Source organism: Muricauda sp. SCSIO 64092 (genome assembly GCF_023016285.1).
In the GTDB taxonomy this organism is placed as follows: Bacteria; Bacteroidota; Bacteroidia; order Flavobacteriales; family Flavobacteriaceae; genus Croceivirga.
The window spans coordinates 4726964-4753818 of the sequence record NZ_CP095413.1 but is presented as its reverse complement, the minus strand read 5'-3'; the positions used below and the strand labels follow the sequence as shown (position 1 = coordinate 4753818).

The following is a 26855-nucleotide window of genomic DNA, read 5'->3' as shown; positions in this document are numbered from 1 at the left end:
AAAGACGATCTGGTTTCATGTTTTAGCTTTCCTATTGACAGTTGTAACTGGCAAAGAACCGGGATAACCGATACCTAAAACAATGCCAATGAACAATTTACTTTTTGGTGTTATTTGATTTTTCATCACCAATGATCAGGTCAAGCCTTTCCTTCATTTCCGCCACAACTTGGGGATGATCTTGGGCAATGTTCTTTTGTTCGGAGGTATCCCTGGACAAATTGAATAATTGCTCTTCTGCCGATCCCCCGGCTCTTATGTTTTTGATGTGCGTAATAAAACCGGGGCTTCCCTTTTTGGTAGGCTGAACGTATTTCCAATTCTTATGGCGCAAGCCCAGGGTAAAAGACTCTTCCAACAGAAATTCCCTGCCCTCCAAACTTGTTCCCAAAAGGGCCGGCATTACGTTTTCGCTATCCATTGCTTCTTGGTCTTTCAACTTATGGTTGACCAAACTTGCAATGGAAGCATAGAAATCGGTCTGGGAAACGAGTGCTCCGGAAACACCTTCTTTGACTTTGCCGGGCCAATGCACTATAGTTGGCACTCTGGTTCCTGCCTCAAGGGCACTGTATTTTCCGCCCGAAAACGGGCCACCAGGTTTATGATCACCTAATTTTTCCATGGATCCATCCTCGTACCCATCATTCAAAACAGGGCCATTATCACTGGTAAAAATGACCAGGGTGTTTTCCTCCAGGCCTTGAGCTTTTAAAAAGTCCATGATTTGACCCGTGCTCCAGTCCATTTGGGCAATAACATCCCCTCGAAGCCCCATTTTACTGGTGCCCTTAAACTGTTCGTTTGGCATTCTGGGCACATGAATATCATGGTAGGAAAAGAACAAAAAGAAGGGTTCGTTCTTGGCAGAGGAAATAAACGTTTTGCACTTGTCAACCAACAATTCGGGAAAGTCCTCATCTACCCAAAGTGCCTTTTCTCCCCCGCTCATGTATCCTATACGGCTGATTCCGTTAACAATAGTACCACTGTGTTGTTTATCCGCCTGTTGCCATCTTAAGTCCGGTCGGTCGATTCCATTGGGGTAGCCGCCCAAATCTTTTCTATAGTTCACCGCAATGGGATCATTGGGATCGGCATTGACCACTTTTTGGTCCTCCAAATATACCGTGGGCACCCTATCTCCCGTTGCCGGAATCAAAAAACTGTAATCAAAACCAACTTCACGGGGACCTGGAGCAACCTCTTTGTTCCAATCTATATCGCCACTGCCAAGCCCTAAGTGCCATTTGCCAACAACTGCGGTTTTATATCCCGCCTCCTGAAGCATTTTTGGCAGTGTGGGCATTTCCGGATCAATGAGCAGTGGAGCATCACCAGGTAAGATGGATACATCGTTCCTAAATGCATAGGTGCCCGTAAGCAATGAATATCGAGAAGGCGTACAGGTTGCCGAACCGCTGTGTGCATCGGTCAATCGAAGTCCGTTAGCAGCCATTTTATCAATATTGGGTGTTGACACTGCTGGTGAACCATAAGCTCCTACGTCGCCATAGCCCAAGTCATCAATATAAAATATAATAACATTAGGTTTGGAGTCATTGCTCGATCCCTCAGTCGTTTCGGATGATTTTTCCTGCTGTCCACAGCCTAATGCAATGGCGGTAACGCCAATAGTTATAAGAAGGTTTTTAGTTATTCCCATCATCATTTTTTTGTTTTTCCAAATACCCCTTCATTCCACCGGGGCTTTTATAGTAAATGGTATCGTTGGTCATCAACTGTTTGTGAACGTGATAGGTGACATCCATCCAATCCCTTCCCTCTACCCATAGTGGTTCTAAAAGGGTATGCTCCCAAGATTCCAACTTTTGCAGGATTGCGTTGAGTTCCTCAGGTCTTTCTTTGGAAAGATCCTGTGTTTCCCCCAAATCCTTGTTCAAGTCATACAGGACATGGCCAAAATCGTCCAACCTTATGAGTTTATGATCTCCACTTCGAGCGGCCGTTTCTTCCAGTTTTCTCCAAAAAAGTTGTTTGTGTGGATTGCCCTTTTTTTCACCAATCAAAAAAGGCATCAGATCAACCCCGTCCAATTCGGGTAGTTCTTCAAGAGGAATAGCGGCGGCTGCAACAGCGGTAGCAAAAATATCCAGTGATGAAGTGAGCCCTCCAAACATACCTCCCCCTTCAATTTTTTTAGGCCAACTCACCACAAAAGGAATCCGATGCCCACCTTCAAATTTGCTCCCTTTCCAGCCTTTTAGTGGTCCACTGCTGGATTGGTTGTTATGTGCACCCCCATTATCACTTAAAAAGAAAATTAAAGTGTTCTCGGCAATACCGAGCGATTTGAGTTCTTGTTGAAGCCTGCCAATATTTTCATCAAGGGACCAGGTCATTGCAGCCAATTCCTTCCTTGGATGGCCCTCATATTTTTTCAAATGTTCTTCTTTGGCATGCATGGGGGTATGCACTGCATTGTAGGCCAAATACATAAAAAAGGGACTGTCTTTGTTTTCTTTGACATACCTTACGGAAGCGTCACCCAAAACATCCGTCATATAGCCTTCAAATGCGATCCGCTTACCATTATGCTGTAGCATTCGATATTCATTTGGGTTTTCAAGCGGAAAATAGGACCTGCTTCCCGTTAAAAAACCGTAGAATTCGTCAAATCCCCTTTGGTTGGGATGGTCGGTTGGGGTTCCGCCCAAATGCCACTTGCCCAGTGCGATAGTAGTATAGCCCCCTTCTTTTAAAACCTCTGCCATTGTAGTAACATCATCCGCAAGACCTAAATCTCCGGATTGTGCATCACCTGTACCGTTTGCCTCAAATCCAAAACGTTGTTGGTAGATTCCGGTAATGAGACCGGCCCTTGAAGGGGCGCATACCGTTGCCGAAACGTGGGCATCTGTAAAAACGGTTCCCGATTTTGCCAGGGCATCAATGTTTGGGGTTTCCAAATCCTCACTGCCCATAAATCCAAAATCAACATAACCGGCATCATCCAATAGAATGACGATTATATTTGGCCTCTGTTCTTTTGGAGCTTGCTTGGTTACTGAATTACAGGCGGCCAACAAAAGGAGTATAGCTACTGAACGAAGTACTTTTTTCATTTTTTATTGGGATTGAATCCTTCGACGTAATCAGGATTTGGTTCGGTTGGGATAGGGGCTTCGTTTCGGTTTATCCAATTTTGCATCCTACTATGGAGCTCCTTTGCTTTTTCCGGATTGGATTCCACCAAATTGGTACGCTCGCCAATATCTTTCTTTAAATTATACAACTCCAGGGTGTTGTCCTCGTAGTAATGGTGCAGTTTCCAGTCGCCCGATATGAGTGCGGAACCTGGCCTGGTACGGAATAAGGGGTCGCGTCCGTCATCGGTTTTTCGATTGTAGGCCTGCAAGTAAATTGGAAAATGGAAATACAAATCCTTTTCCAAAATCCTGTCCCCTTTGAGCAGGGGAAGTATTGACCGACCGTCTAAAAATTCATTGCCCAGGGCACTTCCCGAAATTTCCTTCAATGTGGGATAAATATCAAGATTTGATATCATATGGCTTGTGGCCGAACCTGAAGCTATTTGATCCTTCCATACAAATATGAAAGGCACACGGATACCGCCTTCATAGTAAGATCCTTTACCGCCACGTAATGGGTACTGGCTGCTGATGTCGCGAATGCCGCCATTATCCGAGGTAAAAATAACCAAGGTGTTTTCCAATAGGGATTCACTTTCAAGGAAATCGATTATTCGACCCACGTTGTTATCGACCGTCTCCACCATACCGGCGAATGTTGCATTGTTCTGCAACCCATTGCCCAGTTTTTCGTATTTGGCTTGCAGTTCAGGGGTTGTCGCAAGCGGTGTGTGTACGGCGTAATAGGTAACGTAAGCAAAAAAGGGCTTGTTTTCTGCGGATTTCATAAAACCGATGGCTTCAGTGGTCAATCTATCGGTCAAATTTTCACCTTCCGGAGCATTTTTGAGTTTTGGGTCAGCAAGGTTGTAGGGGGCGAAATAACCATTTTTGCCGGGATTGCCACGCTCTTCACCTCCAAAATTGATATCAAATCCCTGACTTCGCGAATCACGCCCCAAATGCCATTTGCCAAAACTACCCGAGGTATAGCCCACATCAGCAAGCATTTCCGCCAAAGACACCACGGAATCATGCAATACAGTGGTATTCGGAATCGGAATCAATTTTCGGGTTTTTTTGTTGCCCCGATCAGAATTGCCCACAGTGTAGATACCATGCCTGGGGGTGTTCATACCACTCAGGAGACAAGCACGACTGGGAGCGCAATTTGCGGCCCCTGCATACCCTCTGGAAAAGGTTATACCCATGTCCGACAATCTTGAAATATTTGGGGTTTGATAAAAGGTAGTGCCGTAAGGCTCCGTGTCCATCCAGCCCATATCATCAACATTGATAAGCACAATGTTTGGAGGGGTTTTTGTGTTGACCGCCATTTCTTTTTCCGGTTTGCTTTTACAACCGGACAGCATCACTAAAATAAGGGCCGCTATTTTGGCGCTATTTAGACCTGAAATTTGTTTCATTTATTCCAATTCATAACGTTTCATCCAGTAATCAACCATTTCTTGGTGGGTAACGTCATCATCCAAATTTCTTTCCTTCAACATTTTCGCCCTTCGACCCATCATCAATCCATGGGCGTGATCGATCTCTTTTTGATCTTCCGGATAGATTCCTTTATCATTTTCGGCCACCCATTCTTCCAATACGGTTCGCATGGTTTCCAAAGTAGCGGCATAATCGGGATTGTTGGCCAAATTGTTGACTTCATGCGGATCGTTTTCCAAATCGTAAAGTTCTTCCGCTGGTCTACTTTCAGAAACAAAAAGGGACTGTGTTTCGTTCAACTTGCCCTGTTCGTACAACAGGCGCAACAGGGGTCGGGCCGGATAACGATTGTCCTTGTACACATTTGGCTGCATATAAGGCCTATCTGGATAATAATTTTTGATGTATTTGAATTTCTTGTTTCTAACGGATCGTATGCGGTCTACCGTTTCGTCCCGTCGGTCGCGCATTGTGAATATATACTTCCTTTCAACAGCATTAAGAAAGTCCTTACCTTGAATATGGCCGGGAATGGGCACCTTTGCTAAATTCATGGCGGCTACTGGGATATCTACATTGCTGACCAATCGATCATCCACCGTACCCGCACCTTTTCCATTTGGCCATCTGACCATTAATGGGGTACTCGTACCGGCATTGTACAAAAATTGCTTTGCCCTAACATGCGGCCTGCCCTGGTCCCCAAAAAAGAATACGACCGTGTTTTCTAAAATGCCTTCTTCTTTTAAGTGATCCATGATTTCCCCAACTTTTTGATCTACCAATTGAACGGTCTCCAGATATAGGGCCCAATCTTTTCGCAACAATTCATGGTTGGGATAGTAAGGGGGTAGCTCCACTTTGTCCGGATCTATAGGGTTCAGTGAATCTTTATGGAACGGTCTATGTGGAAAGAAAATTTGTATCTGCGAAAAGAACCGTTGTCCTTCCTCTCGCTTGCTCCAATGCCCGGCTTGGTACATTTCGGAAGCTTTGTATTTAAAATTGTAATCGGTTTTACCGCCCTTATCCTCAGGATTTCCCCTTCCGTTGGTCACAAAATATCCCGCTTCCTTGAAGTACTCCGTTATGGGCTGTACACCTTCCGGAAGCACTTTCTTAAACTGTGTCCTATGCTGGTGTACGCCAAGTGTGACCGGGTACATGCCAGTGATCAAAGAGGAACGGCTTGGCGAGCAGACGGCGGTTACCGTATTCAAATTCGTATAGCGAATGGATTCTGAGGCCAATTGATCAAGATTTGGCGTATGGATGATGTCTGTCCCATAACAACCCAAATCGGTGCCAAGATCGTCAGCGACAATCCAAAGGATGTTATACTGTTGGATGGATTCAGCTTCTTTTTTCTTTTCGGCGCAGCTAAAAAGTAAGATCAGGGCGAGTAAAGTTGTAAATTTTCCCATTTATTTTTTATTCTTTTTTTTGACACGTGGATGGTAATCCAACAAAAAATTAGGATCGGGGGTTCTTGCATTTTTTATGATTTCACCCATTTCTCCGGCCAATTCGGGCATGGATTCGGCAAGGTCTTTTTCCTCTCCCGGGTCTTCCACGATATGGTAAAGCTCTACCGGTTTTCCAAGATATTTTACCGCTTTCCATTGGTCTTTTCTAATGCCTTGAACAGGTCCTTTTCCTTCATTGAACTCCCAATAGAGGTAATCGTGTTTGCTTTGATTTTCATCATTCCCTAAAAGTGTTGGTAAATACGATATGCCATCAAGGTCTTTTTCAGTAGGTGCTACGCCCGCTATTTCGCAGGCCGTGGGAAGAAAATCCCAAAAAGCGGAAATGTGTTCGGTAGTACTATTGGCGGGTACGGTTTCTGGCCATCTGGCAATAAATGGGATTCGAATACCACCATCGTATAAATCCCGTTTTCGCCCTTGAAAACCCCCATTGCTATTGAAGAATCCACGGTCATATTCATGGCCATTGTCACTTGTAAAAATGACCAGGGTATTTTTATCGATGCCCAATTCCTTCAACATATCCAATAATTGGCCTACATGCATATCCATCCTGGAAACCATTCCCGCGTAGGTGGCGTTGCCATCTTCATCATGCTGATACCCCCCTTTTCTTGAGGGTAGGGTGCGCTCTTCCCAATTCAATTTTTTGTATGGCGCCTTGGAATCTTCGGGTACTTCCAGTTCATAATGCGGGATAGTGAATGCCAAGTACAGAAAGAAGGTCGTGTCTTTATTCTTTTTTATATAATCGAGCGCGTCTTCCGCAAAGGAGTCATGGGAGTAGGTTCCTTCCTTCTCATGCACCTTATTACCTGTTGCAATGGCCTTATTGTTGCGGTATAGGGTATCCGGATAATAATAGTGTGCCGTTTTATGCTTTCGATATCCATAGAAATAATCGAACCCTTGATTGTTGGGCATGCTGGTCAGGTCCTTCTCGGCCAACCCCCATTTTCCAATGAGTCCGGTCGTATAACCGGCCCTTTTTAATTCTTCGGCAACGGTAACATCTTGCAACGATAGATCGACCGCACTACCGGTAAACGTCCACCTGGGGTTGCCCCTCACCGTTGAATGCCCAGTGTGGTACCCCGTCATTAAAGAAGCTCTGGAAGGCATGCACACCGTTGAACCCGCATAATGCTGGGTAAACATCATGCCCTCTTGGGCCATCTGATCTAATCGGGGGGTTTTTATCTTGTTTTGGCCATATATTCCCAGGTCTCCGTAACCCAAATCATCCGCCATGATGTAGATGATGTTTGGTTTTTTTGACTCGTTTTCCGAACGATTGTTTTGCTCTTTTTCCCTACATGAGGAAAAAAGCAAAATCAGTAACGTAAACAGATGGAACAATCTAAAAATTTTCATGGCCTACTTTTCCTTTATGGGAGAAATAAAATAACTGAATTCCAAGTCCCTTGCTTTGATCCGATATTGCTCATGGGGCAACCTCCCCCAGCTTGTGTCCCCGCCAACGCCCATTTGAACCTTGTCAATATTGATGTTGACCAAATTCCTTTCCTTAATATCCGTGGTATGCCGCTGTTGTTTGCTCTCACCTGCATCAAAATCACTGTTCAATTGATGATGGGCACTAAAACTAAAAGCGCTTGACGTCGTGATTTTTAGACCTCTGCCCTGGTCGTTTGTAAAGCGTACCCAACGTACATCTGTCTTGTATCCATTTTCCTGGGGCCGGGAATAGGGAAAGTATAACTCCGAAACCGCAGCGTTGTATCTACCAATCAAAGCAGAAGTGTTTCGATCTTGGTAATTTTCATGCGGACCCCGACCGTACCAACTTACGTTGTCAAATTCCTTATTGATAATGAAGTTTGTTCCAAAACGTGGCAACATGGGCAATTCAGAAGAAACCCCGTTCAGGTTTGAGGATACTTTAATGTTGCCATTTTCGGCTATCCGATATTGTATTTGCAACATGGCATCAACCGATGGAAGCTCAAAGTCAACGTTGACCTCAACCGTTCCGTCTTTATGTTTTTTATGTTGCATCTGCCTTAAATTTTGGTTTTGACTGGCTTCTTTCCAAACCCTCAACTTTTTTGGCATTTTAAACCCAAAGTCATTATCGGTCGTAGCCCTCCAAAAATTGGGAACAATACCTTGCTGAAGCAAATTTCCATTGCCATAATCCAGATAGGCAAGCTTGCCCGAAGTTTTGTCAAATTGTAGTTTAAATGCATCTCCACTGATGGTTAAGACACTGTCCGTTGTTACCAGTTCCAGCTTGGCCTTATCCATTACCGCCACATTGAACGAATAGTTGGACAATGCCAATTGTTCAAAGGCCAAAATATGACCCTTAGGAACCAAATCTGTTTGGGTCTTGGTTTTTGCATAGAGATTGAGCAGGTATTCTGCCTTGTCATCACTCAAATCAGGAAGTGTAATTTGAAGTTCTTTTGCCCCATAGGGGGATACATCAAGTTCAGGAAGTTTTCCTGAAGCCATTTCCTCACCATTTTCAAGAAGTATCCATTCAAAATCAAATTGTTTTAAGTTGGTGAAATCATATCTGTTTTCTATACGAATTTTTGTGGAGGCCAAATCAGCAAGTTTAAACTTGATATACTGGTAAACCTTTTTCACCTCGTACAATGCCGGATGTGCCGACCTGTCCGGATTTACGATTCCATTAAGACAGAAATTTTTGTCGTTATGAATATTTTCACCCCCCAAATCACCACCGTAGGCCCAGTACTGCTCCCCTTCTTCGTTTTGGGTCAAAATACCTTGATCGACCCAATCCCAAATAAAGCCGCCTTGCATAATGTCATACGTTTCAATGACATCCCAGTAATCCTTCAGATTGCCAACACTATTGCCCATGGCATGCGCATATTCGCATTGGATCAAAGGACGGCTGCCATCTTCCTCCGCGTATTTAATCATACGCTCTATGGACCAGTACATTGGTGCTTGAATATCGGTGTTTTCATAACTGGTGGCCCCTTCGTATTGTACCGGTCTGGTACTGTCCCTTTCTTTGAGCCAGTTGTAGGTGGCATGGAAATTTTCACCATTGCCAGCTTCATTCCCCAATGACCAAGCAATAATGCACGGATGGTTTTTATCCCTTTCGTACATCCGTATGGTTCGATCCAGGTGCATGGCCTTCCATTCGGGCAAATAGGCTGGATGGACGGCCTTGGCCTCTTCATTATTGTCCAGGCCTTGGTTGGTGGTTCCCATGCCATGGGTCTCGATGTTGGCTTCATCAATGACATAAAACCCATAAGTAGTTGCCATTTGGTAAAAATGCGGGTCTTTGGGATAATGACTGCAACGAATGGCATTGACATTGTTTTGCTTCATCACCTGAAAGTCCTTCATCGTCAGGGCTGCATCCACTACATGGCCCTTTGTTTCATGATGATCATGCAGATTCACACCTTTCAGCAAAACGGGTTTGCCATTAACCAATAATTGGCTATTCTCTATTTTAATGTTTCTGAAACCCACTTGTTGTGTTGTGGCCTCAATGGTGTTCCCTTTTTTGTCCAAAACCTCAACCAAAAGTGTATAAAGATTTGGATTTTCGGCAGACCAAGGTCTAACATTCGCAAAGGTCTTGGTGAACATCAATTCCAGATATCCTTCTTTAAGATTTAGCCGCTTTTCTTCTTCGTAGATTTTAGCATCGGCATCCAACACCATAATTTTGACCTTACCCCTTTTTCTGGAGGAACTGGTATTTTGAAGTTTAACCGCCACTTCCAAAGCACCATCTTTATAACCATTTATCAAATCGGCCCTTAACACGATGTCGTTGAGCGCAACTTCATTTTTGGCACGTATGTACACATCACGCTCAATACCGCTCAAACGCCAAAAATCCTGATCTTCCATATAACTGGCATCGGACCAACGGAATACCTGGACAGCCACCGTGTTTTTACCGGGCCTGGCCATTTTGGTAATGTTGAATTCCGCTGCCGTTTTGCTTCCTTCATTGTAACCAACAAATTCTCCGTTGAGCCAAACGTACATGGCTCCACTTACCCCTGCAAAATGAAGGTAAAGTTCTTTGTCACCCCAACTTTTGGGTAGATCAAAGGTTCGCCTATAACTGCCGTTATTGTTTAATTCATGGGCTATAAACGGCGGATTTTTTGGAAATACGTATTTAATGTTGGTATAAATAGGAATTCCAAAACCTTGCATTTCCCAATTGGAGGGCACTGAAATTGTATCCCATCCATCCAACTCAAAGCCCTCTTTATAAAAATCCTTTGGCCTTGCCTGAACACTATCTGCGTAAAAGAAATTCCATTCACCGTTCAAGGAAAGGTAATTGGGGGAGTCTTTCCACCCTGCTCCCATAAGGGCATCTTCGGCATTCAAAAAACTGTAAAAGGTTGCGGTAGGATATTCCCGGTTGATTTGAAATACCTCAGGGTTTTCCCATTCGGGGTCGGTCCAGCCATCGGAAGAAGGATGAGGGGCTACTTGAGCTGACAAGTGGCCTCCAAAAAGAAGGACTGTAGAGATGGCATACAAAAACAAAAAACGCTCCTTTGTCATAAACGCAACTTTTCATATTGGATTACAAAGCTCCATAATATCAGTGTATAAAAAATGGGGTATATGAATCAATTATAGGGTAGTAATAGTTCAAAACGCCATTGTTTAAAGTAAATACATTAAGTTCATGGTATAAACGATCAATACAAAAATGAAAGACTTTCGTTTGCCATTTATGCTTTTTATGTTCTGTATGGTCAATATTTTTTGCCAATCCCAGACCAATGATTACATACAAGAGTTCATTTCAACGGAAGAAGGGCTGTCCAATAATTATGTCACCTCGATAGTCAGCGATGAATTGAACAATAAATGGTTTGCCACAGAAAACGGTATTACAAAATTCAATGGATACACCTTTTCATATATAAAGCCATCATTGGGTTACGACCAATTAAAAAACGAGAACATTGAAATACTGTTCAAGGGCAACAACAATGTCATATGGATTGGAACCAAAAGTGCCGGTTTGACCAGTTTTAAACCGGAAAACAACGAGGTCCTGAATTATAACCATCTTTTTCGGTCCAAAGACCAGGAGACAACGGGTGATATTAGGGTAAACAGCATTGCACAGGCCGATGATAATTCTATTTGGATAGGTACGTGGGATAAAGGAATCTATGGAATAGACCCCATAAAAAAAACACGCATTGCACATTTGAAATACAGTTCAACAATTTACGGGATCAGTAAAGGGCTGAACGGCGATCTATGGTTTGCAGTGGACGAAGAATTGATACGCTACAATATTTACAAAAAGTCGGTTGACAGGTACAAGCTCAATACGCCCCTTTTTGATGTTGTTTATGATGAATTCAGAAATAGGATATGGGTGTCCAGTAGGGGACAAAATTCCCAATTGTTCTACTTTGATTACCAAACGGAAACCATTGATGGTATTGAAACGAACGTAGGGAGCTTTTTTTCCAAAAGGTTGTCTCTGGACCATGACAATAATCTATGGATAGGCACATGGGGCAAGGGGCTCTACAAAAGCAATAAGGACCTTAGCACTTTTAGTAAAATTGAAATTAGCCCAAAGAATACACAACAGATCAAAGAGAATTATGCAATTATCCTAAACGTGCACCACGATGCCAAAAAACAGGTTTGGGTGGGCACGGCCAACGCTGGTGTGGTGAAGCTCACACCCAATAAAGGGTTTAAAAATGCCAGCCTGGACCTAAGGGGTTCGGAATTGGATAGCCACCAAAACATTACGGCTATCTATAAAGATTCGACCAACCTTTTCATCGGTACGAGCAAAAGCGGTCTTTTTAAAGGGAGTTCAATCCACGATCAGCGAAAAGTCAAAGGTTTTGACAATGGCAAGGTCAACTGCTTTTACCGTTACAAGAACCAACTATTTGTAGGTACGGGAAAAAACTTTCAGGTTCTAGACCTGATCAATGGCGAAATACGATACTCCAACACCTCTTTAAACCGGGTAACCGCATTTTACATAGACTTTAGGGAAAACCTCTTTATAGGTACCCAACAAACGGGCATCTACAAAATACCCCTTAAAAAGATGACAGATGAGAGCAAGTATAGGTCTTACCGCGACGATGCCAAAAACAATTTTGGGCTAATGAGCAACAGAATCACTGGAATCGTGAAAGATAATAGAGGACTCATTTGGGTTGGAACATACCATGGCCTTCACCTATACGATGCCACCAAAGATAGTTTTATACACCATTCAAGGTTATTGGAAGAAGAACTGCCGAGTGTCATTATCAATGATATTCAAATCCAGGACAATAGCATTTGGTTGGGAACCCCAGGTGGGCTTATACAACTTAGTTACGACGCGGCCACAAAAAAACTAAGCATACAACAACGGTTGACCACAAAAGATGGACTCAAAGATGACTACATCAGCTCAATACTTTTGGATAGGGAGGAAAACATTTGGATGTCCACCGCTACCGATATCGTCAAATACGACCCTGGAAATCAATCTTTTTTAACGTTCGGGGAACGGGATGGTGAAAGCACCATAGCTTTTAATGACAGGAGTTCCTATAACTTTAAAAACCGACAACTCTATTTCGGGGGCATTAACAACATAACCTATTTTGACCCCTACAATATTGAAATACCGAATGAAATCCCGGAAATCGTTTTTTCTAGCTTAAGGGTAAACAACGAAAAAATAGAATATAAGGGAGAGAATGCTATTATAGACAGAAACTTCAGCTATGCAAAAGAGATTCAATTGGATTCAGATCATGATTTCCTGTCCATCGGTTTCAATACCAATGATTTTTTGGGAAACCTGAACGTCAAGTACAGATATCGATTAAAGGAAATACATGAAAATTGGATCGATCTGCTCGATAAAAACGAAATAAACTTCGCCAGTCTACCCGCAGGACATTACCAATTGCAGGTGGCAGGTACACGGGACAATCAAAACTGGGGGCCCACTAAAACAATGGAGATACGAGTTGCACAATCACCTTGGCTGAGTACATGGGCATTTTGCATTTATGTATTGCTAACGGGCCTTGCCATTTATACGTTCCTAAAATTTAAACAGAAACAGCTTTTACTAAAAAGGAATGTGGAGATCCTTAAGATGGAAAAGGAAAAAGAGTACGAAATAAATGAAACCAAACTCAATTTTTTCACCAACATATCCCATGAATTTAGAACACCACTAACTTTAATGCAAGGGCCGCTACAGGAACTTCAAAGCATTGAAGATCTGAACGATAATGTAAAGAATAAAATCAATACCGTAGAGCGAAATACCAATAGGTTATCGAATTTGATAAATCAATTATTGGATTTTAGAAAAGCAGAAAAAGGGCATTTACAATTAAACGCGTCCGAAGGTAATTTCGTAAGGTTCTCCAACGAAGTGTTTCTCTATTTTAAAGACTTGGCCAAAGAGAAAGGGATTTCATACCATTTTGAACCCGAGGTGGAAGAACTGTGCTTCCCTTTTGATAGGAACAAGATGGAAATTGCACTTTGCAACCTATTGTCAAATGCCTTAAAATATAGCGGACCAAGAGATCGGATAACTTTGAGACTAAAATCTGAAGCTAAAAAGTGTGTGTTGATCATACAGGACACGGGCATTGGAATAAGTTCGAAAAACCTGGACAAGATTTTTGACATGTACTTCCAGATCAAAAGTGCAAGCTCCAGTCAAATGATCGGAAGTGGTATTGGACTTGCCTTTACCAAGAAAATTATTGAATTGCACAATGGTTCCATCACGGTAAAGAGCAAAAAAAATGAAGGGTCTGAATTTACCATCAAAATAGGGACGGATCCCATATTCTACAAAGACAGTATCAATGATGCCTTTATTAGAACGGATAACATTGCAGCCTATCCACGGAAAACCAAAAAACAAATTGCCCCCCTCGCTGTGACATCCCAAAAAGTTACCATACTTATAATTGATGACAATACTGAAATCCTGGATTATTTAGAGGATGTGCTTTCTGAGCAGTACAAGGTATTGAGGGCCGAGGGCGGCAAAGAAGGCTATGATATGGCAATGGAAAAAATGCCCGATCTGATCATAAGTGATGTAATGATGCCGGAAACAGATGGTATTACACTTTGCAAAGGGCTAAAATCCCATAAAAATACTTCGCACATCCCCATTATTTTATTGACCGCAAGAACATCAACTGTTTTTGAGATAGAAGGTTTAAAAACCGGAGCGGACGATTATATTACCAAACCATTTAACCCCAATGTGGTAAAGGCCAGAATTACGGGGTTACTGCAAAATCGTTCCAGGCTAAAAGAATACTTAACGAACAAAATTTGGTTTGAACCGTCCGATTCTGAAGTCGATGAGGTCAATGAACCGGAAAACGCCTTTATTCAAAAAGCGATGCTCGTTGTGGAGAACAATTTGCACAACCCAAACTTTGGAATAGACAATTTGGTGGAAGAACTACATATGAGCCAATCTACCCTTTACCGGAAAATGAAATCATTGACAGACCTATCCCTGACCGCGTTTATTAGGTCGATCCGTTTAAAGAGGGCAGCTTTATTGATTTTGACCACCGACATGAATTTAAGTGAAATTGCTTATGACGTGGGCTTCAATGATTACAAATATTTTAAAACCTGTTTTCAAAAACAGTTCCAATGCCTACCATCGTATTATAAACAGAAAGTTGCAAAAAATTAAAATAAAGTGGGCTATTTGACCCCCTAGACTAAACGATATGTCCCATAGCCAAGTTGAAGATGGCTTTAGTTTTGTTTCGGTATAAATAACTGATAACTAACTAAACTGAAAGCTATGAATCAACTAAAAATCAGCGTTTTTCATAAAAAACGCGCATGGCCATGTTTTTGCCTTTTTCTTTTTTTATTAAGTTCCGGCAGTATCGTACAAGCTCAAGATAATGTCAGGGTCGAAGGTACAATTTTGGCTGAAGACGGTACGCCTTTACCGGGAGCAAACGTTATAGAAAAAGGGGTGGCCAATGGGGTACAATCGGATTTTGATGGAAATTTTGTGATCAATGTCTCCAATCGGAATGCAGTACTTTCCATTTCTTATATTGGTTTTGTTGCCCAGGAAATTGCATTGAACGGACAAACCACCATTGAAGTAGTACTTAGGGAAGATACCGAACAATTGGACGAAGTGGTGGTCATTGGTTACGGTACTACAACAAAGAAGGATTTGGTGTCTTCAGTGGCACAGGTAAAATCCGACGTACTTGAAAAACAGCCCGTTGTAAGGCTGGATCAAGCCCTTCAAGGTAGGGCAACCGGGGTTGCGGTAACTTCCAATAATGGTACCCCTGGGGCCGGTTCTACCATTAGAATTCGAGGTAACAGCTCCATTAATGGCAATAATGCGCCCCTTTATGTGGTGGATGGTTTTATTACAGGTACCGATTTTAACCTTAACAACCTTAATGTCAATGACATTCAATCGGTAGAAATATTAAAAGATGCTACGGCCCTTTCCATTTACGGTACCAGGGGTGCTGCCGGAGTTATATTGGTGACTACCAAAAATGGTAAGGGCATTTCGCAGGCCAAGCCCAAAATTACCCTGAACCATTACACCAGTGTTCAGGAAACCGCCAATCAAATTGAAATCTTGGGCGGTCAAGGTTATGTCGACTATATCAACGAGTCCGGGCAGTTTGTTCCCGGTGATGATGGTTTTGGTGCCATTGATCCGGATTTGCCCTTGCAATTTGACGGAAGCGACATCCCGGATACCGATTGGCTTGATATAATTTCGCAAACGGGCTTTGTGACCAATACGGACCTATCCATTGCAGGTAGCTCTGAAAACAGTAACTATTATGTTGCGCTCAATCATTTTGATCAAAAAGGCGTTGTTAGGGCATCGGGTATTGAAAGATATACCTTAAGGACCAATATTGATGTGCGGCCCAGTGAACGATTCAATTTCGGACTTCGCTTTAACGGTTCACATTTCAAGCGGGAAAACAATAAAGTATCCTATTCAGGAATCGTTACATCAGTTTTACCGATCAGGGCCGTTTATGACGAAGATGGAAATTTTACGGGAACCAATCCAATCAGTTCTTCAACGGAGCGAAACCCTGTTGCCGATATAGAGCTACGGGTAGATCATACCCTGGTCACCAATATGTTGGCCAACGTCTATGGTGAATACAAGCTCTTCAAAAACTTTACGCTAAGGAGCACCTTCGGTGCCGAACTTACGTACACAAAAAACAATGATTTTCGGCCAGGTTTATTGCCTGAACGTGTTATAGCCGGCAATGGAGGGTTTGCCAGTGTTGAAACCAACTTTCAACAAAACTTGTTGAACGAGAATACCTTCAATTATGATTTGGATTTGGGAAAACACGTTATAAAGTTTTTGGGCGGTTTTACCTGGCAAAAAAACACTGCTGAAAGTGCGTTATCAGAAGCTAACCAAATTCCTCTGGATGCCCTTTCGTTTAACGAACTCTCGTTGGGAGACCCTTTGCAAAATGTGGTAAACTCAGGATACAACCAAAGGACCCTTACCTCGTTTCTTGGCCGGGTAAATTATAGTTTTAACAGTAAGTATTTATTGACCTTGGTTGGCAGGTATGATGGTTCATCGGTTTTTGAAGAGGGTGAAAAATATGCTTTTTTCCCGTCGGTGGGTGTGGCATGGAACATAGACCAGGAAAACTTTTTAATCAATTCTGAAACCATCAACAGATTAAAAATCAGGGGCAGTTATGGTATTGTTGGCGAGCAGGGGGTGAGTACGTACAATTCATTGCCCATTTACGAAGTGGTCAATACCGTGTTCAACAACCAGTTGACCAATGGAGTTTTACCTGATAGAATCCCCAGTGATGGGCTTAAATGGGAAACCACAAGACAATTGGACATTGGCCTGGAACTGGGCCTTTTTAAGAATCGCTTAAGCCTAGAGGTCGATTATTACAATAAAAAGACCGAGGATCTACTGCTTGGAACGGACATTGCCGCCCAAGCTGGGGGTGGTACCCAATTGCAGAATATAGGATCGGTCAGGAATCAAGGATTTGAAATTGGATTGAACACGATAAATATTGATAAGCCTAATTTTAAATGGGAATCGCAAATAACGATATCTGCCAACAGAAGCGAAGTGCTTGAACTGGATGGAAGGGACTTTATCGGTATTCAAAGTACAGGGAGTCAGGGAGGTAGCTCTGCCCGGTTGATTGTGGGCGAACGTTTGCCGGTATTTGTCGGGCTTAATTATTTGGGTACCTATAAAACAGCCCAGGAAATTATTGATGATGGTCGGGAAGGACTTTCCTTTATAGGTGGCCCCCGATTCGAGAATTTGGATGACAACCCCGTATGGAACAATGAGGATGTACAAATTCTTGGTACGCCCGAGCCCGATTTCTTCGGGGGTATCAGAAATACGTTCACCTACAAAAATCTATCACTTGACCTATTCTTTCATGGTCAATATGGCAATGAGATTTTTAATATCAGATCCCAAACCGCATTTTTTGGTCGGGGAGACCGGAATCTAGATCCCATTGTGCTAAATAGATGGCGGGAAGGTGTTAATGAAACATCGGACATTCCACGTGCCGGTGCGTCCACAAACTTGTTCAACCCTAACAGTAGCGTTAATATCGAAGATGGCTCCTTCTTAAGGTTGCGGCAAGCCACCTTAAGTTATGATGTTCCCATGGAGAATTCAACATTGAAAAATACTTTTAATCGATTGAATGTCTACCTCACAGGAACCAATCTCTGGTTACTCTCTGATTTTAGATTGGGAGATCCGGAGGTGAACGGCATTACCGATAACAGAGGAACCGACTCGGTCTCGCAAGGTTTTGCCGGAGGGGTTTATCCTTATGCAAGGTCGTTTACTCTAGGTGTTATTTTGGAATTTTAAAAAAACTGATGATGAAAAATATATATAAACTCACTTTTTTGTTGATAATAGGAACAGTAGTCTTTTATGGCTGCGACGATTTTCTTGAAGAAGACCTCAGGGACGAGGTAACTCCCAGTAATTTTTTCAACACAGCCGACGAAGCCCAATTGGCCGTGAACGGTGCCTATTCCATCCTAGGAAGACAGGGTATGTATAATTGGCCCGGTATAAATGATTTTTATCATTATGGATCCGATATTCTGGAGTCCAGCAGGAACGCGGGAGCAACCAGTGATCAATCCAGTTATTCTTACGGTGAAGGAGTAAGTGACCTCAATAACGTCTGGGAGGACTGCTATGAAGTGGTGAACGCCACAGTAGAATTCCTGACCAGGATCGAGGGCAATGAAAACCTACCTGAAGATGCTCGAAATTTAGCGGTGGGCGAACTTCTTTTTCTCAGGGCCCTGGCCTATTATCATTTGACCAATATTTGGGGCGATGTACCGTACATTAGAGAGTTGATGAATCCCATAGAAGCCGGTGAACTGGGCCGTTTTGACGAGGCACAGATAAAGGCCGATATGAAGGCTGACCTTGAAAGGGCCATTGCTTTGCTTCCTGAAAGTTATCCGGAAAATGTGAGCCGGGCAACCAGATACGCCGCGGCAACATTAAAGGCAAAGTTCCATATGTTGGACGAAGAGTGGTCGCAGGTCAAGGAAGAATGCGATTTTGTAATCAACAACTCTCCACATAGGTTACTTGATAATTTTGCCGATGTTTTTGATCAGTTGGATCCTGATAATGCCTACAATGATGAGCAACTGTTTTTAATTGATTACAAGGCTGATGATAGAAGTTCGCGCTTTACCTCTTTCTTCAATCCCCGCATTCGTGATGAACCCACACGACGTGGTAATAGACCTGGCGGCCCTGGTACACCCAGAAGGTTCGAATTGCTTCAGGCAGCAATGGCAGAATTGGACCAGGACATGACCGGATTTGGATTGGCCATCCCAGTGCAGAGCTTTGCAGACCAGGCCAACTGGCAAGATGGAGATTTAAGATATGATGTTACCATTACCCAACAGCATTTGGGCTTTGATTTGAATTTCCCATACTTCAAAAAGAGTTGGAACCTGGACCAGTTGGAATCCAGACGTCAAAACCACCATGACAATGCAGTAGTTTTTCGCCTCGCCGATGTGTATTTGATGGCGGCTGAAGCGGAAAATGAATTAAATGGTCCGGGCGGAGCTTATTCTTATATCAATGCCGTGCGGGAAAGGGCTTTTGAACCCAATCGACCGTATAGCGGGATGAACCAAAACGAATTGCGAATGGCCATTCGTGACGAACGTAAGTTTGAGTTGGCCGCCGAAGGTCATCGAAAGCTCGACCTGATCCGCTGGGGAATTTTAGTGGAGACTGTCCAAAATACCGAATACCTATCATTCAATAATGCAGCGGCAAATGTGCAGGCGAGAAATGTCAAGTATCCTGTACCGCAAGAACAAATCATCATAAACCCAAATCTTCTTGAATCGGATCCAACCAATAATGGATTTAGATAATGGACCCGTCTTGATTTCAATAAATTAGGGTTAGCTTTAGTTGCATGTTGGTAGTAGACCTACTGGCATGCAACTTTTTTAAAAAAAGAAAAATATCAACCCACCAGCTGATATTTCATTGCCTACCATTCCTATTTTGGAAATGGAACGGAAAAAAGACCACTTCAAATCCAGTTTGGTCGAAAGGTGAAAAAAGGAAAAGGAATTCCATTTACCTGTGATGCCCCGTTCCAGTTTGGTCACTTTTTGGGACTTCGGCCTATTTTACCCTAAACTGCTTTTTGATGGAAACCGGCTCCCCTAAAAAGGTAAATCCTTCCAATGTTACTTCATAAGTGCCGGATACATCAGAGGTAAAAAGTTCAACGGTTTCCATCGCGGTCTCCAGCTCAATTTTTGGAAGCCATAGCAACTGATGCCTATAATCCGGTATCTTTTTTAAACCCGGCCTATTTTCTGATGTATACACCTGTTTAAAATAGTTTTTATTGGGCAAGGGTTTTAACAGGGTTACCTCCTGTACATATGGGGCATGTACCATTCGATCATTGTTTTCAAAGGTTTCCACATCGAGGATACCCTGAAATATTCGCCCCCCAATCATGTAGAGGTCTTTTGTTATACTTATGGTCTTTATGTTTCTGGCATCGTATTGAATTAGCTTTTCAAAATCTTGGAGTACATGCCCATCAACAATAACAAGGGGTGGGTATCCAATGTCATAGGAACTGGAATTTTTGGCACCCATCCTTAAGGTAGGCTCCCCGGATTTGTCCTTGGTGACCCAAATATTACTTACGATTTCCACTATGGTTTCCTTGAATGTTGGAAATCTTGTATAGTCGTCCAGGTGGTATGCCGTGGCATTTGTTCCATAAAAAGGAATACCTTTTTTAGCTGTTTTGACCGTATCCGGCTTTGCACTGAAATAGGCATTTTCAACTTGATTATGAATACTCCGCTCCAAAATCACTTTTTCCATTTTTGGGTGCAACGCGAACTTTTTGAACGTGAAATGGCTGTAGTCCGGATACAATTTCTCTTTTAGCGTTATCGTATAGTTTTCCCGCTCATGTCCCAAAACCTGAAATACAGCGGTATCACTTGTGTATTGATTCTTCAAGGAGAAGCTAAAATCACCTTTTTCATTGGTGGTCAACACTTTTAAATCGTATTCCTCTCCGGCCATCGAAAACAAAACCTTCTGATCGACCAGTGATAAAAGTGGTTTGTCCGTACTGATGGTTCCGGATAACAGATCTCCCCTCATTTCCGGTAGGATATTTTTTGGGGACAATACTTCCTGGGAGCCTCGATCAAGTTCTTCTTTAAAGCCTATGGAGTTTGCCCTTTCAAGGTGATAAAGACTATCATATCTCCTTACGGAAATTGAAAAACGGCCAAAGGAGGCTTCATCGTCCATACTTCGCAAAACCATCGTGACCTTTTCCCTTTTTGACAGGGTCTCCCCAACCAGCTCCAATTCTATTTTGCCATTGTTACTTGATACGGATTTACTTTTCCGTTCCCCTTCCAAATGTGTTGATGGGGTATTTTCGGTTGCTCCACTGGCATCCTGATCGGCAAGAAAAGGCTTTTGTACATTGGTATACGGATTGAGAATGCTTACATCGCCCTGGAAAAAGGATGCTTCACCCCAATTCATCATCCATTGTGTGTATCCAATAAGCTTATAGTTGCCAGAGGGCACGGATACAGGGATGAAGAAATCCCCTTGACCACTTCCATTCTCCAAACCTATCTTCTGTCTAAATATCACCGTACCCTTCTCCCCTATCAGTTCCACATAGGCTATTTTACTGATATCACTGGCTTTACCGGTTTTCTTGTTTTGGCAATACACACTGTAGTACAAATACTCCCCTACAAAAAGTAAGGAAGCATTATAATGGATAAAAACACCCTCTTTCCCTATTTGGGAATACATTGAGGTATCGTCACTATGTGCTTCATATTGTCCGTAGTTACTACAGCAAAACAGAAAAGCTACCCATACAATTATTCTATTTTTCAACATATCCAAAACTAATCTTCCCAAAAATCCGGTCTAACATTTGTGCCAAACACAGTACAGTCCACGCATCGCGTTTTTACCAATAAGTAGGTTGTCTGAGTCTCATCCAAGGGATCTGTGGACAAAAATCTCCAATTGCCCGATGTTATCAAGGCAAACAGTCCAGGGTCAAACAATCTAATGCTCCGTGTTTCTTCGCATTCGGAAATAAGAGTTCCCGGATCTTCTTCCGTAAAAATGTCATTAAAATCGAAGAAAATTCTTTTGGAGGTCACTGCTGTCGCCTCAAAAAAGCCCAATACCCTGTTTTCGGGATTATTGTCGGAGCTTATATTGCCATTGATAAAACCAGGTTGCGTCTGCGTGAACAAACTCTCAATACCCGAAAATTCCTGTAAGGTTTCATAAAAAACATGTGCTTCCCTTGATTGCTTGAACTGTTTCACCAAAATGCTGTATCTGCTCGCGACTATCCTGTCCCTTCTATCAATAAACCGCACTTGAAAATCACTTACCCTGTTTTCCGAAAAACCTTCCGTATCCGTTATGGAAATTGTATTGGAGGTCTGTCCATTGTAACAAAAATGCTCATTTCTATCATTCCAAACCAGTTCAAGCGTTGGTGGGTCTTCCGAGGCCACTATTAATCGCTCAAATCCCACCAAAGCGGATTGTATCCTATAAGTCTCTTCATATTCATATCTGTAAAATCCAGCACCATCATCCTGACCAATACTATTGATCAATATGGCCACACCATCAATACCCCTTTCATTGGTGGTCCTCACTGCCCGGAGCTCTCCGATTTCCGCTTTGGAAGGAAGTGTCACCACGGTGGAAGAATAGGAAGCACCATCAGCCGTACCAACCTGTAACCTATATTCACGACCCTCCACAGCTCCAAAATCAATTGTGGATCTGTACAGACCCGGTTCTGCTTCTTGAAACTGATATGCAACCCCCACGTCATCCATAATACTTACCGTGGCACCACGCTCCTGAACCACTTCTTCGTCCGCGACAAACGAACGGGACAAAAACACCTCCTGTGTCTTCATCTCGTCCGTTATACCCGCTTCAACTATTAAAACATTTTCAAACTCTTCCGCGTTAAATTCAAAGGGCTCCGTACAGCTGAGGACGATCAAGAGCATACCCAAAATGGTCAGACCACTTTTACAATACCTTTCAAAAGGCAACCCGTCGACTTTACGGCTGTAATCCTTATAACCCCCTAAAGAAGACCGTCTGCCCCAGCACACTGGAAAAACAAATGATATGGCTATGGGATTTCTCAACATCGTAAAAATTAATCTTCCCAAAAATCAGGTTCAACGGTTGTATTGAACACGCTGCAATCCACACAACGGGCGGGTGCAATTTCATATATCAGTATGACATCCGAGTCCGTGGGAAGTATCGATAGAAATCTCCACCTGTTGGATGTAATGAGATTGAACAGGGAGGGATCCCTGGAATCTATGGTCCTTATTTCACAAAAGGGAGAGAAGGGAACCTCATTGGGAAAAATATCCTCAAAACTGAAGAACACCCTTTCTGAAGTGACCGAGGTCACCTCAAAAAAGCCCAATACCCTTTCCCCAGAATCATTGTCCGGGCTTATATTACCATTGATAAAGCCAGGCTGGGTTTGGGTAAACAGGTTTTCAATACCCGAAAATTCCTGCAAGGTTTCATAAAAGACATGCGCTTCCCTAGATTGCGTATACTGTCTGACCAAAATACTGTACCTGCTCGCTATTATTTCGTCGTCTTGTGGAATAAACCTCACTTGAAAATCACTCACCCTATTTTCCGAAAAACCTTCCGTATCGGTTATCGCAATCACATTTGATACCTCTGTATTGTAGCAAATACGTTGTTCCCGATCTATTGGACTGAGTTCAAGGAGGGGTGGTTCTTCGGAAACGACCACCAACTCCGCAAATGTTATAAAAGGCGAAACTATTCTGTAGGTCTCTTCATACTCATATCTATAATACCCGACCTCTCCTCCCGGACCCATAGCGTTGGCCAATATCGCCACACCATCAATACCCCTCTCATTGGTGGTTCTTACCACTTCAAGTCTATTTATCTCCGCTTTGGGGGGAAGTGTCTCCATAGTGGAAGAATACGCATCCCCATCATTCGTCCTCACCTGCAGGCTATAATCCCGCCCTTCTACGGCTCCGAAATCGACAGTGGACCTATACAGACCCGGTTCTGCTTCCTGGAACTGATATTCGGCCCCACTATCATCCCTAATGCTCACTATGGCGCCACTTTCTTGAACAGCGGTTTCATTCGAGACGAACGAACGGGACAAAAACACCTCTTGTGTCTTTACCTCATCCGTTATACTTGCATCAATTATTAAGACATTTTCAAACCCTTCTGCCTCAAATTCAAAAGGCTCCGTGCAACTGTAGGTCAACAGGAGAATACTTGCAATCGTTAAACTATTATCCATATATCCTACCAATGCCTCCATCCCTTAAAATCTGAAATTATAGGTTATTGCCGGTACGGGTATGGTGAAAATAGAGCTTTTAACCGCCTGGACCTGACCATCATCCGTTACAAAAAAGACCGAGAAGGGGTTGTTTCTTCCCAGGACGTTATATACAGAAATGGTCCAAAAACTATGGGCAAATTTTTTGATCTTATGGTTTCCTTCGATATTAAGACCAATATCAAGCCTGTAAAAGTCAGGGATCCTAAAGCTATTGCGGTCGCTGAACAAGGAAAATTCGGCGTCATTAAAGTTGAAATTACCGACCGGAACGGTTACGGGCCTTCCGGTTTGGTAGACAAAATTTGTGGAAAGGCTAAACCTCTTTGTTAGCTTGTAGTTCGCTACCAAACTAAGGTCGTGCGGGCGGTCAAAATTAGAGGGGAAAAAATCGCCATTATTGATTCGTTCCTCCGAAAAAGGGCTGTCAAATTGGATGAATGAACGGGAATAGGTGTACCCTAACCATCCATTCAATTTTCCACTGTTTTTACGTACCAGAAATTCAATTCCGTAGGATTTCCCTTTTCCCTGTACAACTTCCGTTGCAATATTCTCATTTAGGAGAAGTTGCGCCCCGGTTTTAAAATCCAAAATGTCATTACTCCTTTTATAATACCCTTCAAGGCTTAACTCATAGGTGTTGCGATCAAAATTTTTATAGAATCCCAGGGAAAATTGCCTTCCACGTTGCGGGCTTATGTTCAGATCCGAAAGTTTCCAGGTATCTATGGGTGAAACGGTCGTATTATTGGTTAACCTATGGATATATTGGATCATATTGTTGTAACTGGCCTTCACCGAAAAATCCGGTGTCAGTAAGTATCTTGCCCCAAAACGAAACTCCGGACCACCGTAGGTTTCGATAACTGCATTCCTATCAAAGTTCAACGTATCTATCACGGTCCCTTCATTTCTAGGGTTCCCTTCGGCAAATACCCGTTGGGATGCTTCTCCCAATGCCGCATAAAAGGAATATCGGATACCTGCATCTATGGAAAGCTTATCCGTAACATCATAGTTCCCTGATAGGAACACAGCAGATTCCAAAGCCCTTTCCTCATCAATATCCAAAGGTTCTACAATGGAACCGTCGCCCAAAGGCTCAATGCTCCCAGGTGATACATTGTATAGTTTACCCTCCAGTCCGTAGTTGAGTCTAAATTTTTGACTATACAAGTAGTTCATATTTAGCTTTGCCGTGGTTTCCATGATTGCATATCCTAAGTCAAAATCATCATCGGAATCGCTGTCAAACTCAATGTTGAACCCGTATTCACTGTTGGTCAATGTAAGGTTCCCTGTGGTTTTCTCACTGAATTGACGATTCCATGCCAAAGAGACGAGCCTGTTGGAATAGATGTATAGGGAGTCGGAAGAGATACTGAAATCATCCCTACTGTAATATGCCGTGGCCTTAAGGCTATTTTTTTCATTAAATTGGTGCCTATAGCTGGCCATGACATCATAGAAGGAAGCCTCACTGTTGTTCAATGACTCGTCATCCAATGACCTTAAAATCCAATTGGCGTAAGCTCCCCTGCCTCCTACTAAAAGTGAGGACTTTTCCTTTACCACGGGAACTTCCAATAACAGATTACCGGTTACTGGACCAATTGAGGCCTCTCCAGCAAATTCTTCGGTATTTCCATTTTTTGTTTTGATGTCGAATACCGAAGAAAGCCTTCCTCCGTATTCTGCGGGGATATTGCCCTTATTGATATTAAGCTCACCAATGGCGAATGGATTCAAGGCCGAAAAAATGCCGAAAAAGTGTTGTGGGTTGTATATCACGGCCTGATCAAAAAGTATGAGGTTCTGGTCGGCGTTCCCTCCCCTTACGTTAAAACCTATCGCACCCTCCCCTGCCGTGGAAATTCCTGGTAGGGAAGTGGCAACTTTCAGTACATCCCTTTCCCCTAGGACCAGAGGTATGTTCTTTGACGCTTCAACATCAATTTCTTCAGTGCCCGTACTGGTATCCGTTACGTTTTTATTGGCTTCCGCCGTCACCGTTACTTCATCCAGTCGTTGCAGACTTTCTCTGAGTTCCATATTGAGCGTACCATCGTTGTACATGATAATGCGCTTCTCAACATTTTCAATGCCAAGGGCTTTGATTTGAAGCATATTGACACCGGCCACTAAATCAATTTCGTAGAAACCCTCATTATCGGTTACGGTACCCCGATTTTGGTTCTTTACCACTACGGCCAAATTGGAGATGGGTTCACCCGTTTCCATTCTTTTGACAAAACCGGATAATGTATAGTTTTCCCGAATGTTATCCGTATTCTCCTTTCCAATCCTATGGGTCTCTACCCTTTTCCTTTCGTTGGAGATGAAATCATCGTAAAAAACCGGGGATGTTTCTTTTTCCACTGCGGTCCCCGTAATTGCCGTTTTTTCTTTCCTTCCAAAAAAACCTTGGGGCAATTGGTCATAAATACTGTTGTTTTGGGTAAGCACAACCTTTTGATCCCCAATCAAAAAATAATTGATATTCCCGCCTTCAAAAATAGCCCCCAACAGGAATTCTATGGATACCTCCTGGTAATCGCCCGTAATGAGTTCATCGTTGAACCATTCCGGAATATAAAAGAACTCATATTCCGTGAGGTCTTCCAATTGCTCCAAAACACCTACCCGTGTTACATCATTAAAAGTTATCGAAATCGGGTCCGTGTTTTGTTGGGCGCTGGTGTAAAGACCCCATATCAACATCAAATACACTACTATGCGATTTCCCATGG

At 42.9% G+C, this 26855-nt stretch carries 13 protein-coding genes; 3 read left to right on the top strand and 10 right to left on the bottom strand.

Annotated elements, in window-relative coordinates; genetic code table 11:
- Positions 1-97 precede the first annotated feature (97 nt).
- Genes L0P88_RS19640 through L0P88_RS19615 form a run of 6 tightly spaced genes read right to left on the bottom strand, consistent with a single transcriptional unit; the run spans position 98 to position 10606 of the window.
- On the bottom strand, positions 98-1672 hold the full coding sequence (locus L0P88_RS19640; protein WP_247131593.1) for a sulfatase family protein: 1575 nt from the start codon (positions 1670-1672) through the stop codon (positions 98-100).
- Positions 1653-3086: a sulfatase-like hydrolase/transferase gene (locus L0P88_RS19635; RefSeq protein ID WP_247131592.1), complete on the bottom strand. Its 1434-nt coding sequence runs from the start codon at positions 3084-3086 to the stop codon at positions 1653-1655. Before L0P88_RS19635 ends, L0P88_RS19640 begins: the two co-directional genes overlap by 20 nt.
- Positions 3083-4540 carry a sulfatase gene (locus L0P88_RS19630; protein WP_247131591.1) on the bottom strand — a complete coding sequence of 486 codons (1458 nt, stop codon included), beginning with the start codon at positions 4538-4540 and terminating at the stop codon, positions 3083-3085. The genes L0P88_RS19635 and L0P88_RS19630 overlap by 4 nt, the downstream gene beginning before the upstream one ends.
- Positions 4541-5989, bottom strand: a complete 1449-nt coding sequence (locus tag L0P88_RS19625) for a sulfatase (protein WP_247131590.1) — start codon at positions 5987-5989, stop codon at positions 4541-4543.
- A complete protein-coding gene (locus L0P88_RS19620; RefSeq protein WP_247131589.1) occupies positions 5990-7429 on the bottom strand; it encodes an arylsulfatase in 1440 nt (479 codons plus the stop codon).
- Positions 7430-7432: 3 nt separating this feature from the next.
- The gene (locus L0P88_RS19615) at positions 7433-10606 is read right to left on the bottom strand and encodes a glycoside hydrolase family 2 TIM barrel-domain containing protein (RefSeq protein ID WP_247131588.1); all 3174 of its coding nucleotides are present in this window, start codon (positions 10604-10606) and stop codon (positions 7433-7435) included.
- A 151-nt stretch (positions 10607-10757) separates the two neighbouring features.
- Between L0P88_RS19615 and L0P88_RS19610 the strand changes: the two genes are divergently transcribed.
- The 3 genes from L0P88_RS19610 to L0P88_RS19600 all read left to right on the top strand — a co-directional run bounded on the left by L0P88_RS19610 (position 10758) and on the right by L0P88_RS19600 (position 19552).
- Entirely contained in the window at positions 10758-14780 is a 4023-nt protein-coding gene (locus tag L0P88_RS19610) for a hybrid sensor histidine kinase/response regulator transcription factor (RefSeq protein ID WP_247131587.1), read from the top strand.
- A gap of 114 nt (positions 14781-14894) precedes the next feature.
- Positions 14895-17993, top strand: a complete 3099-nt coding sequence (locus L0P88_RS19605) for a SusC/RagA family TonB-linked outer membrane protein (protein ID WP_247131586.1) — start codon at positions 14895-14897, stop codon at positions 17991-17993.
- 8 nt (positions 17994-18001) lie between these two features.
- The gene (locus tag L0P88_RS19600) at positions 18002-19552 is read left to right on the top strand and encodes a RagB/SusD family nutrient uptake outer membrane protein (RefSeq protein ID WP_247131585.1); all 1551 of its coding nucleotides are present in this window, start codon (positions 18002-18004) and stop codon (positions 19550-19552) included.
- Between the two features lie 259 nt (positions 19553-19811).
- Here L0P88_RS19600 and L0P88_RS19595 read toward each other — a convergent pair whose 3' ends face one another.
- Genes L0P88_RS19595 through L0P88_RS19580 form a run of 4 tightly spaced genes read right to left on the bottom strand, consistent with a single transcriptional unit; the run spans position 19812 to position 26853 of the window.
- Positions 19812-21611, bottom strand: a complete 1800-nt coding sequence (locus L0P88_RS19595) for a hypothetical protein (RefSeq protein ID WP_247131584.1) — start codon at positions 21609-21611, stop codon at positions 19812-19814.
- Positions 21599-22909 (bottom strand): DUF4249 domain-containing protein, encoded by a 1311-nt coding sequence (locus L0P88_RS19590; RefSeq protein WP_247131583.1) that lies wholly within the window; start codon positions 22907-22909, stop codon positions 21599-21601. The genes L0P88_RS19595 and L0P88_RS19590 overlap by 13 nt, the downstream gene beginning before the upstream one ends.
- Positions 22897-24081, bottom strand: coding sequence for a DUF4249 domain-containing protein (locus L0P88_RS19585; RefSeq protein ID WP_247131582.1), 1185 nt, complete (start codon positions 24079-24081; stop codon positions 22897-22899). The genes L0P88_RS19590 and L0P88_RS19585 overlap by 13 nt, the downstream gene beginning before the upstream one ends.
- Positions 24082-24084: 3 nt before the next feature.
- Positions 24085-26853, bottom strand: a complete 2769-nt coding sequence (locus L0P88_RS19580) for a TonB-dependent receptor domain-containing protein (protein ID WP_247131581.1) — start codon at positions 26851-26853, stop codon at positions 24085-24087.
- Positions 26854-26855 lie beyond the last annotated feature (2 nt).